Source organism: Ilumatobacter nonamiensis YM16-303, from assembly GCF_000350145.1.
Lineage (GTDB): Bacteria > Actinomycetota > Acidimicrobiia > Acidimicrobiales > Ilumatobacteraceae > Ilumatobacter_A > Ilumatobacter_A nonamiensis.
Window position 1 is genome coordinate 1 of sequence record NZ_BAOL01000033.1, and the last position, 14106, is coordinate 14106.

Below are 14106 nucleotides of genomic sequence, written 5' to 3' on the forward strand. Positions count from 1 at the left end.
TCTACACGAACGGACACGCGATGACCTCTACCGCCACCATCTTCCACCAGTCGATCCCGGTCGACGACGTCGCTGCCGCACGCCGGTTCTACACCGACGTGCTCGGCTGCTCGATAGCCGATCGCGACGACGAGCGTGGGGTCGACTTCGACTTCTTCGGCCACCATCTGATCGTCCACCACGTCGACGACAGCGACACCCATCGCCGAGCGGTGGCAGGACGCAACGCAGCGATCCGCCACTTCGGAGTCGTTCTCGACCATGGTCGCTGGAACGATCTCACCGAGCGGATCGCCAGCAGCGGGGCGAACATCGTCTACGGACCCACCACGCGTCGTGCGGGCTCCGACACCGAAGAATCGTTGCTTCTCGTCTGCGATCCGTTCGGCAACGCAATCGAGTTCAAGACCTTCACCGACCCGACCGCGATCTTCCGCGTCGGAAACGAGTCCGCCATCGCCACACGAACCGAACGACACAACAACACGGAGGTACAGCCATGACCGAGACGAGCCGCGACGAGGAGACCGTCACCGAGATCGTCGTCGACGCACCCGGAGATGCCGAGGTACTCCAGATCCGAACTCGCGCAGCCGACGAACTCGCTTCCGGTTCGGTACGCGTCAAGATCACGGCGATCGCCGTCAACTTCCGTGACATCCACGTGCGACGCGGAACCGGCGACATCGATCGCTACCCCGTCGTGCCCGGCTCCGACTACGCCGGCATTGTCACCGAGGTCGCCGATGACGTCACCGACGTCGCAATCGGGCAACGAGTCGTCGGACTCGCCGCCACCGGGGCGTACGCAACCGAGATCGTGACACCGCGCCTCATGGTGCACCCACTCCCCGCCACGATCAGCGACGAACTCGCCGCAACTCTGCCGACCGCAGGCATGACCGCGTCGTTCCTCTGTTCGAGCAGCGGCGTCGGTTCGGGTTCGACGGTCATCACCTGGGCGGCCGCCGGAGGGCTCGGCTGCTACCTCGGCGCCGTCGCCGCCGACCTCGGCGCGACCACCATCGGAATCACCTCCACCGACGACAAAGCCGATGCAGCCCGTAACGCCGGACACCGACACGTCGTCACCTACCGCACCGGTCACCCGGTGGAACTCGTCCGCGAGTTCGCACCCGCCGGCGTCGACATCGTGTTCGACGCCGTGGGCGGACCCGATTTCGCGCGCAGCTTCCGGATGCTCGCCGACCACGGCACCGTCGTACTTTGCGGACGCGCCGCAGGCGAGCCCGACATCGGAAACCTCGCCGCCGACTTCATCGGCTCCCGGCGCAACCTCGCACTGCGAGACTTCTCCCTCATGGGTCACCTCGTCACCAACCTCGACCAGATTCCCGGCCGCTTCGACCAACTCATCGCCACCGTCACCAGACACCCCGACCTCATCCCCATCACCACCTACCCACTCTGCGACGCAGCCGACGCACACCGCCACATCGAGACCGGCGCCAGCATCGGCAAGATCGTGCTCCTCCCATAGCGACTCTCGCGTTCTCGATGAACCCACCCGACGGGTCCGACACCCCGAGTGAGCGAGCGAGCCGGAGCGCACATAGCCGGCAGTATTCGCACGGCGAACCGTCCCATAACGTGATCGATTCTTCGGGCAACGCTCAAAGTGCGTAGCGTTCGAGCGTTCTCCAGAAGAACCTGGATGAGCGGTCAGGCCGACCGGACGGACGAGGTGTCCAGCAGGTCCGATCGGAGGCGCACGGTCCGAAGCGACGGCTCGAACTCGACGCCGTCCTCCGACATCTCCGCCAGTAGTGACGCGAGCTCATCGAAAGCAGCCGCGACACCACTCGGATTGTCTGCCGCCGATTCGATCCTCATCCTCGCTCGATACAGGGGTTCATTTGCCGGAAGCGCCTTGAGTGCTTGGGTGACCCCGCGCCGAGCCGATGCGAGCGCTCCGGCATCGAGCGCGAGGTCCACGAGGCGAAGCGCCGTGCTCTCGACGAGTCCGCACGCTCGACTGTGGTGCTGATGCTGATGCGACCATTCGTATCCGGGTGCGTCGAACGGTGGACCGTTGACGAGGTCGAGAGCATCCGACAACAGACCAATGGCTTCATCGGACGAGCCGTCGTCGGCGTACTCGACCAGCGCTGTGAAGTAGTCGAGGTCGGTTCGAGCGGATCGCGCGAGTCTGATCGTGTCGTCGCCCGACGCTCGCGCTGGGAGCAATGGTCCGACGATCGACCGGACCTTCGAGATCCGGTTCCATACCGTGCCCTGCTCGACCATCCGACCGTTCCACACCGCATCAATCAATTGGGAGTCCGTTACCTCGCCACCATTCGTCGCGAGGAAGACAACCACGTTGGTATCCATGCGTCCTAGCTCGGGAAAGTCGGCCACCGCCGGGCGGCCGAGCACGGATACGAGAATCTCGGGTGCAACCGGCGGTTCGTCAACGGTGCAGTCCCCGGCATCTGCGATCGCGTCCTCCTCTCCGACGAGCGCCAACCCACCGGCGTCGTCGCGCGCCGTGTCCTCGGTGGTCCACTGATAGTCGTCGGCAGGATCGACATTCCCGACTGTCATCGGTTCGGCGTCAACCTCGACTTCCACCAATTCGACCAAGGAGGCGATCGCAGCACTCGGGAGGGCCGCAGCCGTGAACTTGATACCCATCGGGCAAAGCTCGGCTGAGCCGTCGCTCTCCACGACAATGTGTGTATCGCTGGTCGACGTCGACCCCACGACGATGAGCCCCACACCGCGATTTGCTGTGGCGAGCTCCCGCAGCTCGCCACTGTCTCGGCCGCCCGAGACGACCACCGTCGCCACCTCGCGCCCAGAAGCACCTGCGACACGGCGGAGTTCGAACGTCGAGTCGACCTGGGCCTCACTCAGCAGTTCACCGTGCTCCTCGGTTGTCCGCGCGAGGAGTGAGCGCGCAGTGTTCACATCGGTTGGCAGGTGCCGGCCAGTCGCCGGCAGGTCGACGAAGCTCTCGCCGACAACGTGGACGTAGGTGTCGGCGAGAATCTCATCGGTCGAGAGTTCGACGATCATCGACCGTGCGAGGTCGAGGATTGCTGCCGGGTCTCCGACGAGGTCGAGTACGCCGAATGCCTCGAGGTTGATCATGAGATCTCGACCGTTGCGAGCACCGACGGTGACGAGGCCTGGAAGCGGGGTCGAATCGACCATGTCGTGGATCTCGATGTCCTCGTCATATGTCGCTCGCCATGTCCACCCGCCGTCGGTGGACTCCCACGGCCTCGGCGCTCCCCGATTCTGTGATGACCAGAGCATCTCGATGCCCCTGACCGCCGAGATCTCGACGGCGACGGGAACACCGGAGACCGGTCCGAGTTCCGGAAGGTCGAACAGCGAGGAGAGTTCGTGACGCGCCCACGTGAGAAGTGGCACGTCAGCGGCTCGAACCAGGAACGATTCCAACGCCTCGTCATCTGGATTCTGCTCGGCCGCGTGTACGCCGCGGAGCGACGCAAGCCGTTGCCGTCGACGGCGAAGCAACAACAGGCCCGTCATCAATGTCGTCGATGCTCCTGCCGCAAGCGTCCACGCTGCTGCGAACGAACTCGGTGGCTCCGCCGCCTCCTCTGCTTGGTCCGGGGCTACCGACGCACCCACGCCGTTGCTCGCCGTCGGCGCCGCATCGCGCTGGTACGGCGTCTCGACGTTTGGCGCCGGAGTCGGGTCGTTCTCGACGTGCGGAGTCGGCTCAGGCGTCACCTGCTCGACCACGGGAGCGACAATGACGACCTCCGCGTCCACCTCCGCGAGTCCAGGCTCAGCGTCCGGTGCCGGTGCCGGACTTGGACGTGCAGTTCCGATTGTCGGCATGACGAAGACTTCGCCGGGATAGATCAGATCAGGATCTTCGATGACATCTGGGTTCCGCTCGATGACCTCCTGTACATACGCAACCACGTCAGCTGCCGCAGGTGGATTCGAATTCGCATTCTCGAGTCGTTCGGTGGAGAGATCCCACAACGTGTCGCCTGGCTCGATGACGATGCTGGTCTCCTCGAGGAATGCTGATTCGCTGGCCACGATCGCTTTCGCGTCTGGCCCGCCCTGACGATCCGACGGGATGTCTGCGTCAGCCGGAAGGAGCAGGCGTTGCCCTGATCGAACGTCACGAGCCGAGCGGATGTCTGCATTGAGGTCGATGATCTCGGCGCATCGCGCCCCGTCGCCGAGAGCGGTCTCGGCGACCTTCCAGAGCGTGTCACCGGTCTGCACAACCCAGCGCGGCTCTGTGCTCGTATGACTCTGTTGCCGGACAACTGAAGCCGGCACCTGCGTCGTCTCTGACTGCTCCATTGGGACCAACGGCGGCGAGTCCGCAAGCGACGGCGTCGGAAGCGAAACCACAACGGCCGAAGCGGAGAACACCATGGCGACCAACCGGCCGATTCCCGCGCTCACCATCGCGGGCGCGAACGGTGCCGCACGCGGCGGCCGGCGCTCGGCGACACGACGTGCGTTCACAGCCAGCTCCCAGGCGATCGCCCAGACGAACTGCAACCAGATCAGCCAGACCACGATGGCCATCGCCTTCACCACGGATTCCGCCGGAAGATCACCCTGTTGCAGGCGCGTCCACACGGTCCCGAGATCGGGCATCGACGTCGGAAACGGCCAACCTGCAACACCGCTCAAGATCACCGGAACACCGAATGCGATCGCAGCCAGCGCGATCAGCGCAGCTGCGGAGCGTCCGATTGCTCTCGCTCGCGAGACTGGCACGATCAGCCTCCTTCGTTTCCGTTCACGCCCGCAACCGCCGTCGCTGACGCTGACCCCGAGACCGACGCCGGGAAGCCCGGTGCTGGGAACGCGTAGTCGACGTTCGCAAACACGGTCACCGTGACGGTCTCACCGTCCACGACGACGGACCCGACGAGACCGGATGCCGAGAGAATCGCCTGAGCCCGGCCAGCCGCTGCGGAAGGGTCGACCACTGCTCCGATGCGTAGCGATTGCTCGTCTCCTTGCGCTCCGGCTCGGGCTGCAGCCGCCGCGGTCGCGTGCGCATCACGCCGCGCGCTCCATTGCTGAGTAGCCGACAGCAGCGCCCAGCCGCCGAGCATGAGAAAGGCGATGAGGATCGTCGCCATTGGCATCATCGAACCGCGGTCGTCGCGTCGGTGTGAATGCACCACGTCAACCCCCACCTCGAACGACATCCACCTGTTCGACACCGCTACCGCTGACGGTTGTCGACCCGGGGAAACCTGCCAGCGCCGCGTCGGCGAGACGAACCGTGCAGCTGACCTGGACCGTCACGATTCCCCCGGCGCTCACCTCACCTCCGACATTCACGGCGAGATCGGTGCAAGCCACACCTCGCGCACCGAGCATCTCGGCGACCACGGTCTGAGCGGCAGCACTCGCGGATCCCAAGTCCCGCTCCGCGGCGGCGGCTCGAGCGCCAGCGTGTGCAGCTGCATCGACGTCGCCACTCGAGCCGAGGATTCGGATCGCGCCGACCAAGAAGAATCCGACCATCAGCAGAGCGGTGACGGCGAGCGCTGCCTCGACGCCCGCTGCACCACGATCGTCCCGTTTCGCGCTCATGGTGCGCCCTGCGGTTCGAACCGTTCGATGCGCGCCGAGCCCGAGGCGCTCACCGTGATCGTTCCGACGAACGGAAGAATCGAGACGACCTCACCGGATGCCGTGACCGTGACCGTGTCCCCGCTGAGACCTCCTGCCGAGGAGTGCGACGTCAGCAACGATCCGGCCGACTCGGAGATGAGTTGGTCGCTCAGAGACGCTCCGGCGGATGGGGACGAATCGCGGCGGGCACCCGCCGCGGCCCCATCCTGCGCAGCGCCGGCGAGAACGGTCCGCGCGTAGTAGGCAAGTGAGAACTGGATGACGAAGAGCAGCGCGACGAGGACGACCGGGACGAGGATGACCGTCGCTGAGACCTCGCCTCGGTCGTCCGATCGCACTCTGTTCACGGCGACGGGACGCTGTTGGCGTTGTCCGTGATCTTTCCGGCGATGATTCCGCCGGCCGCGATCGCGGCGATCACGAGGAGGACGATGAATGCCGTGTGCGCATTCACCTCCCCACGGTCGTCGTCGCGAGCCTGTGCGAGTCTCTCCGCCACCACGTCGCTCGCCGCCATCCAGGCGGAGAGGAGCTTGATCTGGAATTGCAGCATGGCTGCTCCTTTCATTGATGCCGGTCGAATGGAACCCGTTTGGGTCATGTCGGGCCGGTACGACACGGAAGCGGTCGATGTGGGATGTCATGTCGTGGACAGCGCCGCGAGCGCGGGGTAGCCGATGAGGACAAGAAAGCCGGCGAACATCAGGGCAACCGGAAGGACCATCGCCTCCGACTTCGACTGCGCTTGCGTCTCGATCTGTGCCAGGTCGCGACGCCGCATCCCCGATGCCATCGCGCCGAGGGAGCTGCGAACTTGTGCCCCGTCTCCCGCGAGCGTCATCGATGAGTGCAACTCGATGAGTTCGCCTACTCCGAGCTGCATCCCGAGGTCGCCGAAGAAGGACCACGGCTCGTGTCGTCTCGTCTGTGCCGCTGTGAGCGCCGCACGGATGTGGCGGAACGAGCTGCCGCGACCTGCCGAGGCCGCGTCGTAGACGGCTGTCTCGACACCCGCACCACCGGCCATCAGGATCGCGACGAGCTCGAGATACGCGGCGAGTGCGTGGCGGAACTCGCGTCGCGCCTTCTCGGCATCACTGTGCATGTCGAGTCGGGCGTAGAGCCATCCAGCGGCAGCACCGAGAAGTGCCGCAGCGAGAAGCAGCCCGTTCGGAACCACCGTGAGGGCGCCGGTGGTGGCGAGCAGCCAGAACGCAAGACCTGGTGCCGCCCCAAGGAGTGCCCAGGTGAAACGGTCTTGGACGTACTTGTCGAGTGAACGTTCGAGGATGGCGAGATCCGATGCTCGATTGGATGTCTCGCTGCCGGCGAGACGCTCGATGAATCGCCGACTCGCGAAGCTGTCGTCTGCCAGACCGCCGCGGGACCGGTGGAGTTCTGCGACGAGGGTGTCGAGTGGTGTCGTCGTCCCGACAGCGCCCCGAATGACCAAGAGGAGTCCGGTGCCAGCGAGCGCGCCTGCGAGCACCATTGCCAGCAGCATCATGCGGCGACCTCATCGGTTGGTGCGAAGAGTCGTGGCGTCTTCGCTGGTCTGCCGAGCGCGACAAGGCTCCACAGCGCGGCACAGAACAACCCGCCGATTCCGACCATGACGAGCTGTCCCGTTGCCGTGTCGTACGGCGCCATGAAGTCAGGTGCGAACAACAGGAGCGTGATCGCGAGCCCGAACGTGAACATCACGAGCACTTTCGAGGAGGTGTAGGTGCGAGCGCGACCGGTCTCAACACGCAGCCGCATCCCCGACATCTCGCGAGCCGCATCTGCGATCTGCGTCAGCAGGTCGGCGAGCCGTTGGGCTTGGCGCTCGGCGGCAATCACCATCGCTGCCACGATGAGGTCGGCCAATGGGTCGTCCACCTGTTGCCCGAACCGGCGAAGTGCCACACCAAGCGATTCCCGCTCAGCACGCACTGCGAGTTCTTGAACCTCCGAGCGGATCGGCAACGGTGCAACCCGCGCAGTGACCGAGATGGCCTCCCGCAGCCCTGCGTGCGAGCTGATCGAGTCCCGAAGCATCTCCGCCCACGACGCCAGCGCCTCGGTTCGGTCGTTGAGGTCCTTTCTCCGGCGGCCGATCCCGACGAGCATCGGCAGAACCGCTGCAACCGCTCCGACAATCACGCCTGCGGCGGGCCACCCGGTGAGCGCCCACCCAGCGAGGAACGCTGCCAGCACAACGCAGGAACGCCACCAAAGGTCGTCCGGCAGCGAGACTGATCGGCGTGCCGGACGCACCACCACGCCCCGCCAGCCGACCAGGCAGATCCACACACCTGTTGCCGCGAGCAAACCGACCATTGCGCCAGCGAGTGTTCTCATCGGAACGCTCCACCGAGAGCGGCATCATCGAAACCTTCTCGCCCAAGCAACTGCGCATGGCGCTGTTCCAGCCGACGCAGAGTTCGTGGAACCCCTGTTTCGTCCAACTCCATCACCTTGTTGGTGGTGCAACGTTGACCATCGAATCCGGCGACCTCGATCACCTCGGTGACGCGTCGACGGCCATCGACGCCGCGCTCCAGGTGCACCACGAAATCGATCGCCTGGTGAAGCTGGTTGTGGGCGACCTCGGGCGGCAACTTGTCCTCGCCCGTTCCGAGATACAGCGCAAGCTTGTCGAGCGCCCCGACGGCGGACGCGGCGTGCACCGTCGTGAGCGATGACTGACCATGCGTCATCGCTTTCAACATCGGTACCGCCGCATCGGAGTCCCGAACCTCGCCACACACCAGCCAGTCCGGCCGGTACCTCAGAGCGTGCTTCACCTGCTCGCCCTGTGAAATCGCCCCGTGCCCCTCGTTGTTCGCCAAGCGCGTCTCCCACGATTCGACGTTCGGGTGCAACACCGGGTCGAACAGATCGAGTTCGGCGGTGTCCTCGATGATGACCACCCGGTCGAGGCGATCGAGCTCACCGAGGCACGCTCGGAGCATCGTCGTCTTCCCCGACCCGGTGGGTCCGGAGCAGACGATCCGAATCTCGGTGGACGTCATCGCCGCCCGCAGTAGGCCGGCGATCGACTCAGGGATCATGTCCAAACCGACGAGGTCGGCCAGCGTGACCTTGCCGAGTGTGTTGCGTCGGAGCGAGAAGCTGACGTTCTTCGACACGTCGCGTGTTGCTGCCAGTCGCAGGCCGTCGCCGAGCCGCATCACGAGAAGAGGCGCTTGCGGATTGAACTGTCGTTCGGTTCGCCCCGCTGTCCGAGCGAGATGCGACAACCATGCAACGAGTTCGGCCTCGCTCGACCAAAGCCGTTCGTGGATGGCCTCGACCGTCCCGTCCGAGCGGTACACGAAGATGAGGTCGAATCGAGTTGCCACGATCTCCTCCACCTGCTCATCGGCGAGCAGCATTTCGATCGGACCAAGCCCGACCGCGAGTGCGAGCACCCGCTCGATCAGCGCTTGCTCCGCGGTGTCGTCGAGGCGAACACTGTTCGACGACAAGCGCTCGGAGTCAATCTGTTGAAGTTCGTCGCGCAGGACCGACTCCGCGAGCGCCTCCTGGCCCGACCGTGCGAGCGACGGCCGACCTGACTGAACTCGCTTGGTCGCCTCGTCGACGAGCGCCGTCTGAACTGCTGCCGTGAGCTTCGAAAGCAATACCGCATCGACTCTCATCTCAATACGTCCACAGGTCGAGGTGTGCCAGACCGCTCGGGTCGCGAGACCTCGATCGCGACCTCCGATGAGATCTCCAACGCACGTCGCCACCCCCACGATCGGCGACGGGCGCGAGTCTCACTCAGTGCAACCGCTGCGTCCTCGATCAGATCGGCGTAGTTCTTCGCCAACCAGAACAGCTCTGCACCGGTGAACGTCTTCAACTCGTCGGCGTCGTACGAACACGAGCCCGTGACAAGCACACCGACTCGATCGCAGCTTCGCTTCACCACTTCGAGGAACTGCGGCAGCTGAACAAGGTCTTCGGGTCGGCCGCCCGACACGATGATCACCAGCGACGATCGCTCCACGAACGCGGTGGCTGGGTCCGATTCGCGAAGTCGGCCGGCGTCAACGAACCACACGCGGGCATCACCCGCCAACCTCGGCGCAACCGACGATGCCTCCGACTGCCAGATCGTGCGGCACTGCCCGGCAGTCTCCGGGGCCGGCACGACCGACACCCCATCACCGACGGTTCGAGCCGCTTCACCCAGCGCGATCGCTCGGCTGCCGCTCGCTCGCCGCAACCCTGTGAGGAGGTCGACGAGCCCGGGAGCCACTCCCCAGCCGTAGCGAGCGCCAAGCACGCCGCCCGCCGGATCGGCCTCCAGCACCACCCGATCCGCACCCACGTCTGCGGGCCACGCTGCCGCGAGAAGGAGCGCCCAGGACGTGACGCCCGGAGCGCCTCGACTGGACGCGAGGGTGATGATCATTCGTCTGCTCCGACCAAGGAGAGCCGTAGCAACCCATCCGCTGCAGCCTGTGCCACGTCGCCTTGTGACTCGGTCGGCACCGCGACCGCGACCCACACCTTGGCCGATGCAGACGCCGAAACGGGCGGCTCCACCGACCACACGGTGCCGGGCGTTATGACGCTCGCCGTCGGCGCAGCAGCTTGTACATCGGCGGTCGGAACCCCCTGCGACCTTTCTACCGCGAGGAGATTCACTCGATCGCCGGGCCGAAGATCGGCGATCGGGGCCGCGCCGGGCTCGAGGGATGCGCCGACGACGGACGAACCCGACGGGATCACCTCGTCGGCCGAAGCGAACAGGTCCGAGTTCAGCACCGTGCCGGCAGGGATCGGACCACGTGCAGCTTGTCCGATCACCAGGTCCTGTTGATCGGACAGAACCGCCCGCAACTCACCGGATCGGCCGATCTCGATGACGCGTAGATCAGTTGACGAGAGGACTTCCCCGGGCTCGATGTCCCGAGCCGCCGTCACCACCGACATTCGTTCCGACGTTGCGGTGAACACCCAGGCGCCGATCACCGCAGACAGCCCGACGAGCAGGGCTCCGAACAGCACCCATGTCGGCCTTCGTTGCGTCGGCCTCGAGACCGACGCAACGGGCACGTCGACATGCCCATTCGTCGACGGCGTATCCGGTCGATCCAACAGGCGGATCATCAGCAACCTCCTTGACTCGAGCGGGACCCTGTGCAGGTCACGATGCCTTGGACCTCGGCGACGGCGAGCGGCGCTGAACCGGTCGTCGACCAACCTTCGAGTGGTCCGCCGGCGCCGGTCGACGACGTCCATGAGATGTTCCAGTCGATCGACATCGATGTCATGAAGTGGTATCCGTCGTACGCCGACGTCGCCGATGAGTTCGTGTAGGTGTAGGAACACGCACCAGGTGTCGCAGCGACGTAGCCGGCGACCGGTGCATCGCCGTCGCACGATGCACCGCCACCCGCCGGGTCACCGGGGTCGAACGAGAGCTTTGCCGGCGTTGCCGTGACCGTCGCCCAGACCGGCCCGTACTGAGCGGTGACCGACACCGTGCGCCACGAGTCACCGCCGCTTCGGAAATCGACCGGCACGGTCACGTACGCCCAACCGTGCGTCGGATCGAGGGCCTCGAACACCGGCTCGGGTGACGGAAGCTCCCGATCGCGGAGTCGTTGAATCAGGCCAGGCAACAGGTCAGCCGGGTCTGCTTCGGCAATCTCGAAGAGACGGGGGAACGCATCATCGGGACAACGGCGTTCCCACATGTGGTACGTCACACCGCCCTCCACCCGCGGCCACTCGGCGACGCCCATGTTCGGCACGGCGGCACCACCATCGATCATTTTCCAACGACATCCATCGCCGCCACCGCCGCCGCCATCGCCCCCGGTGCCATACGCGATGCTCGCCGTGAGTACGCCACCCGCTTGCCCTCCGGTTCCCTGGCCGCCACCACTACCGGGGGCGGCGCGAACGGTCGAGGCGGGCACAAGCCAGAGGAGAGCGAAGGCGGCGACAACGAAGGGCGTCAGGCGGCCGGACATATGTCCGACTCCTCCGTGGCCCCAACTGCGGGGGCGGCAATCGCCCTCCACATCCCGTCCGCGCTCAATTGAAGTCTCCAACTCTCCCGACCGGAAACGAACTGATCGTCGATGATCAGGTCCGATCCGTCGCTGGCACCACCGGGCTCGATCAGTTTCGACCCATCTGCAAGACACACCAGTGCGTTGGCCGTGGTCAGGTCGTTCCCGATCTCGACGGCCTCGATGACATAGCGGTACTGGTCCCGGTCCATCACCGTGTACCCAGCGGCGTTCCACTCGTTGATACGAGCAACGTTTCCATCGAGAAGTTCGCCGGCCCGGGTGGCCTCGAGAATGCTCGGGTCGCAGGTCGGCATTTCGGTGAGGCACTCGGAGAAATCGGCGAAGGACTGATCGAGGGTCGCCCGCACCTCGGTCTCGGGGTCCGCAGGCGGCGCAACCGTCGTCGCGACGGAACTTGTCGGTGCCGACTCCGTGGTTGTCGAGCCGGGCACGCTCGTCGTGGTGTCGACCGTTGACGTCGTCGTCGCGGACCGGGTTCCGGTTGTCGCGGTACTGTCTGCGGCTTCAGCCGTGGAAGCCGTGTCCGGTGCCGGTTCGCTGTCGGAGCCACTCGAGCATGCAGCCAGGAGTAGAGCTGTGACGATCGCAGGCACACCACAAAAAACTGCTCGGTGCCCTCTCACTGGCGCACTCCGAGTGCCATGCACGAATCCCAACGGTCGTGCCCGCGTCATCGAAACGGTAGACCCGGGCGTGGTCCGTTTCAAGAGAAACCACGAGACTCTCATCGAACGCACCTCCTGTCCACGACCGCCACCAGAGCGGCAATGGAATCGCTTCAGGAGGAACGAGCCATCCGCCAGGGTGTTCCACGAACCCACGATCGGCGAGGCACGACCCACTGTACGCCCGATTCTGGGCACGTCAAGATGCTCCACCCCACCCAACGGGGGGCAAATCGGCGACGTGGAGAATCTTCGTCTGCGGATCGATCCTTCGTGAGCAGAACTTCTCCTGTACTCGAGTGAGCCACCCGTTGGGTTGATGTGTCAGTCACGACCGGAGTCGCCAATCGCTTGACCATGACGGTCGAGGAAGCGGCCGACGCGCTGGGCATCAGTCGATCAACGGCGTACGCAGCCGCGCGTGACGGTTCGCTGCCAACAGTTCGGATTCGCCGACGAGTCCTCGTGCCAGTCTCGGGGCTCCGGACTCTCCTCAACGCGAGCTTGACCGACCCACCAGACCGCTGAGTACATCTGCTGCATCGCGATCGCTTGCTTCGATGAAGTGAGAGTAGACGTTCAGCGTGGTCGCGGCGTTTCGGTGTCCCAGCCGCCCGGCGACCGTTCGTACGTCGACACCCTCTGTCAGCAGCTGCGTAGCCACATAGTGGCGGAGGTCGTGAAGTCTGAACTTGCCGACGCCGGCCTTCTTGCAGAGCTGCCTGAAGGACCGGCTCACCGAGTCCGGGTACCACGTTGTCGTTCCCTCGACGTCGCCCGCGAAAACGTAGGCATCGTCGGACAACTGAATACCGCACGCATGCGCCCGGTCCTCTGCTCGCTCGCGAACACCAGCAAGCAGTTGGACCGAAAGGTCGTCCAGGGCCAAGCGACGTGAGGCGTGCGTCTTCGTGGTCTTTTCCACCCGACCGTCATCGCCGATCACGACCCCGCGGGCGATCAGGACGACTCTTTGCACCTGCAAGATGTCTGTCCACCGCAGCGCAATGACTTCACTTCGCCGGGCTCCGGTCGTCGCGGAGAAGTACAGGAACGCCCCGAAGTCAGGGTCCTCCTTCAATGCAAGTTCGAGCAGACGACCAAGAGTTTCGGGCGATGGCGGCTTCACCGAGGTCGGCGGGATCCGGGGAGGCGATGCGCTCGCGGCCGGGTTGGCCCCGAGCCATTCCCATCGCACTCCCTGCTGTAGCGCTCGACGCAGGATCCCGTGGATCCGCCGAATGGTGGCCGGCGCGAGCGGACGCTCACGCCCTTCTCCCGAGCGCAACGCGGCGTAGTACTTGTCGAGCATTGCTGCAGTCACCCTCGTGAGTGGCACGTCTCCCAGTGCAGGCACGAGATCTCGGTCGATGAAGCCACGGGTTTCGCGAACCGTCTTGGGCGAGAAGTCGTGGCGAGCGAACTCGAACCAGGTCATCAGCAACTCGCCGACGTTTGCGCCGGTCTTTGCAGCGGTCCCTCGTTCGGCATCGACGAGCAGTCTGTTGAGCACTCGTTCGGCCTCCTTCTTCGATCCGTGGATCGTTCGGGTGGCATAGCGCTCCTTGCCGCTCAACACGTCCTTGCCGACGTACACGCGAGCTTCCCACGAGTCCCCTCGCTGGCGTAGGTGTCCTTTCATTTCGATCCTCCGTTGTGGAATCCAGTAGCACGCCAGTAGCAACGGGACCGAAAACAGCAACAGCGGCAATCTTTCGATTGCCGCTGAGCTGGGATTGCGTTGGCAGCCCGTACGGGATTCGAACCCGTGCCGC

At 65.1% G+C, this 14106-nt stretch carries 16 protein-coding genes; 3 read left to right on the forward strand and 13 right to left on the reverse strand.

What is annotated here, in order from left to right:
* Both ON45_RS04530 and ON45_RS04535 read left to right on the forward strand, forming a co-directional pair.
* Positions 1-503 (forward strand): VOC family protein (locus tag ON45_RS04530; protein ID WP_051062449.1); only part of this gene is annotated, 503 nt, incomplete at its 5' end.
* Positions 500-1501, forward strand: coding sequence for a quinone oxidoreductase family protein (locus tag ON45_RS04535; RefSeq protein WP_040492316.1), 1002 nt, complete (start codon positions 500-502; stop codon positions 1499-1501). The genes ON45_RS04530 and ON45_RS04535, both read left to right, overlap by 4 nt.
* Positions 1502-1683: 182 nt before the next feature.
* Here the strand turns inward: ON45_RS04535 and ON45_RS04540 are convergent, their stop codons facing one another.
* The 12 genes from ON45_RS04540 to ON45_RS04595 all read right to left on the reverse strand — a co-directional run bounded on the left by ON45_RS04540 (position 1684) and on the right by ON45_RS04595 (position 12097).
* Positions 1684-4749: a LysM peptidoglycan-binding domain-containing protein gene (locus tag ON45_RS04540; protein WP_040492317.1), complete on the reverse strand. Its 3066-nt coding sequence runs from the start codon at positions 4747-4749 to the stop codon at positions 1684-1686.
* A 2-nt stretch (positions 4750-4751) separates the two neighbouring features.
* Positions 4752-5189, reverse strand: a complete 438-nt coding sequence (locus ON45_RS21045; protein ID WP_051062450.1) for a pilus assembly protein TadG-related protein — start codon at positions 5187-5189, stop codon at positions 4752-4754.
* A complete protein-coding gene (locus tag ON45_RS04550; protein WP_040492318.1) occupies positions 5167-5580 on the reverse strand; it encodes a hypothetical protein in 414 nt (137 codons plus the stop codon). The genes ON45_RS21045 and ON45_RS04550 overlap by 23 nt, the downstream gene beginning before the upstream one ends.
* Positions 5577-5969, reverse strand: a complete 393-nt coding sequence (locus ON45_RS22935; protein ID WP_040492319.1) for a TadE/TadG family type IV pilus assembly protein — start codon at positions 5967-5969, stop codon at positions 5577-5579. Before ON45_RS22935 ends, ON45_RS04550 begins: the two co-directional genes overlap by 4 nt.
* Positions 5966-6175 (reverse strand): hypothetical protein, encoded by a 210-nt coding sequence (locus tag ON45_RS22940; protein ID WP_040492320.1) that lies wholly within the window; start codon positions 6173-6175, stop codon positions 5966-5968. Before ON45_RS22940 ends, ON45_RS22935 begins: the two co-directional genes overlap by 4 nt.
* An 87-nt stretch (positions 6176-6262) precedes the next feature.
* Positions 6263-7129, reverse strand: coding sequence for a hypothetical protein (locus ON45_RS04565; protein WP_051062452.1), 867 nt, complete (start codon positions 7127-7129; stop codon positions 6263-6265).
* A complete protein-coding gene (locus tag ON45_RS04570; protein ID WP_148288525.1) occupies positions 7126-7965 on the reverse strand; it encodes a type II secretion system F family protein in 840 nt (279 codons plus the stop codon). The genes ON45_RS04565 and ON45_RS04570 overlap by 4 nt, the downstream gene beginning before the upstream one ends.
* On the reverse strand, positions 7962-9269 hold the full coding sequence (locus ON45_RS04575) for a TadA family conjugal transfer-associated ATPase (protein ID WP_083914322.1): 1308 nt from the start codon (positions 9267-9269) through the stop codon (positions 7962-7964). The genes ON45_RS04570 and ON45_RS04575 overlap by 4 nt, the downstream gene beginning before the upstream one ends.
* The gene (locus ON45_RS04580) at positions 9266-10030 is read right to left on the reverse strand and encodes a hypothetical protein (protein ID WP_040492321.1); all 765 of its coding nucleotides are present in this window, start codon (positions 10028-10030) and stop codon (positions 9266-9268) included. The genes ON45_RS04575 and ON45_RS04580 overlap by 4 nt, the downstream gene beginning before the upstream one ends.
* Positions 10027-10731 carry an SAF domain-containing protein gene (locus tag ON45_RS04585; RefSeq protein WP_158412188.1) on the reverse strand — a complete coding sequence of 235 codons (705 nt, stop codon included), beginning with the start codon at positions 10729-10731 and terminating at the stop codon, positions 10027-10029. Before ON45_RS04585 ends, ON45_RS04580 begins: the two co-directional genes overlap by 4 nt.
* Positions 10731-11399, reverse strand: coding sequence for a hypothetical protein (locus ON45_RS22945; RefSeq protein ID WP_051062457.1), 669 nt, complete (start codon positions 11397-11399; stop codon positions 10731-10733). Before ON45_RS22945 ends, ON45_RS04585 begins: the two co-directional genes overlap by 1 nt.
* A gap of 185 nt (positions 11400-11584) precedes the next feature.
* Positions 11585-12097 carry a hypothetical protein gene (locus ON45_RS04595; RefSeq protein WP_040492323.1) on the reverse strand — a complete coding sequence of 171 codons (513 nt, stop codon included), beginning with the start codon at positions 12095-12097 and terminating at the stop codon, positions 11585-11587.
* A 591-nt stretch (positions 12098-12688) separates the two neighbouring features.
* Between ON45_RS04595 and ON45_RS24035 the strand changes: the two genes are divergently transcribed.
* Positions 12689-12859 carry a helix-turn-helix domain-containing protein gene (locus tag ON45_RS24035; protein ID WP_148288526.1) on the forward strand — a complete coding sequence of 57 codons (171 nt, stop codon included), beginning with the start codon at positions 12689-12691 and terminating at the stop codon, positions 12857-12859.
* Here ON45_RS24035 and ON45_RS04600 read toward each other — a convergent pair.
* Complete coding sequence (locus tag ON45_RS04600; protein ID WP_083914330.1) at positions 12825-13973, reverse strand: tyrosine-type recombinase/integrase; 1149 nt, start codon at positions 13971-13973, stop codon at positions 12825-12827. The two genes, ON45_RS24035 and ON45_RS04600, sit on opposite strands and share 35 nt — an antisense overlap.
* Between the last annotated feature and the right edge of the window lie 133 nt (positions 13974-14106).

Bases quoted from the DNA above. Each gene is read 5' to 3' on its own strand.
- ON45_RS04535 (WP_040492316.1), top strand. From the start codon at position 500: ATGACCGAGACGAGCCGCGACGAGGAGACCGTCACCGAGATCGTCGTC.
- ON45_RS21045 (WP_051062450.1), bottom strand. From the start codon at position 5,189: ATGTCGTTCGAGGTGGGGGTTGACGTGGTGCATTCACACCGACGCGAC.
- ON45_RS04550 (WP_040492318.1), bottom strand. From the start codon at position 5,580: ATGAGCGCGAAACGGGACGATCGTGGTGCAGCGGGCGTCGAGGCAGCG.
- ON45_RS22940 (WP_040492320.1), bottom strand. From the start codon at position 6,175: ATGCTGCAATTCCAGATCAAGCTCCTCTCCGCCTGGATGGCGGCGAGC.
- ON45_RS04565 (WP_051062452.1), bottom strand. From the start codon at position 7,129: ATGATGCTGCTGGCAATGGTGCTCGCAGGCGCGCTCGCTGGCACCGGA.
- ON45_RS04570 (WP_148288525.1), bottom strand. From the start codon at position 7,965: ATGAGAACACTCGCTGGCGCAATGGTCGGTTTGCTCGCGGCAACAGGT.
- ON45_RS04575 (WP_083914322.1), bottom strand. From the start codon at position 9,269: ATGAGAGTCGATGCGGTATTGCTTTCGAAGCTCACGGCAGCAGTTCAG.
- ON45_RS04580 (WP_040492321.1), bottom strand. From the start codon at position 10,030: ATGATCATCACCCTCGCGTCCAGTCGAGGCGCTCCGGGCGTCACGTCC.
- ON45_RS04585 (WP_158412188.1), bottom strand. From the start codon at position 10,731: ATGATCCGCCTGTTGGATCGACCGGATACGCCGTCGACGAATGGGCAT.
- ON45_RS22945 (WP_051062457.1), bottom strand. From the start codon at position 11,399: ATGATCGATGGTGGTGCCGCCGTGCCGAACATGGGCGTCGCCGAGTGG.
- ON45_RS24035 (WP_148288526.1), top strand. From the start codon at position 12,689: ATGACGGTCGAGGAAGCGGCCGACGCGCTGGGCATCAGTCGATCAACG.
- ON45_RS04600 (WP_083914330.1), bottom strand. From the start codon at position 13,973: ATGAAAGGACACCTACGCCAGCGAGGGGACTCGTGGGAAGCTCGCGTG.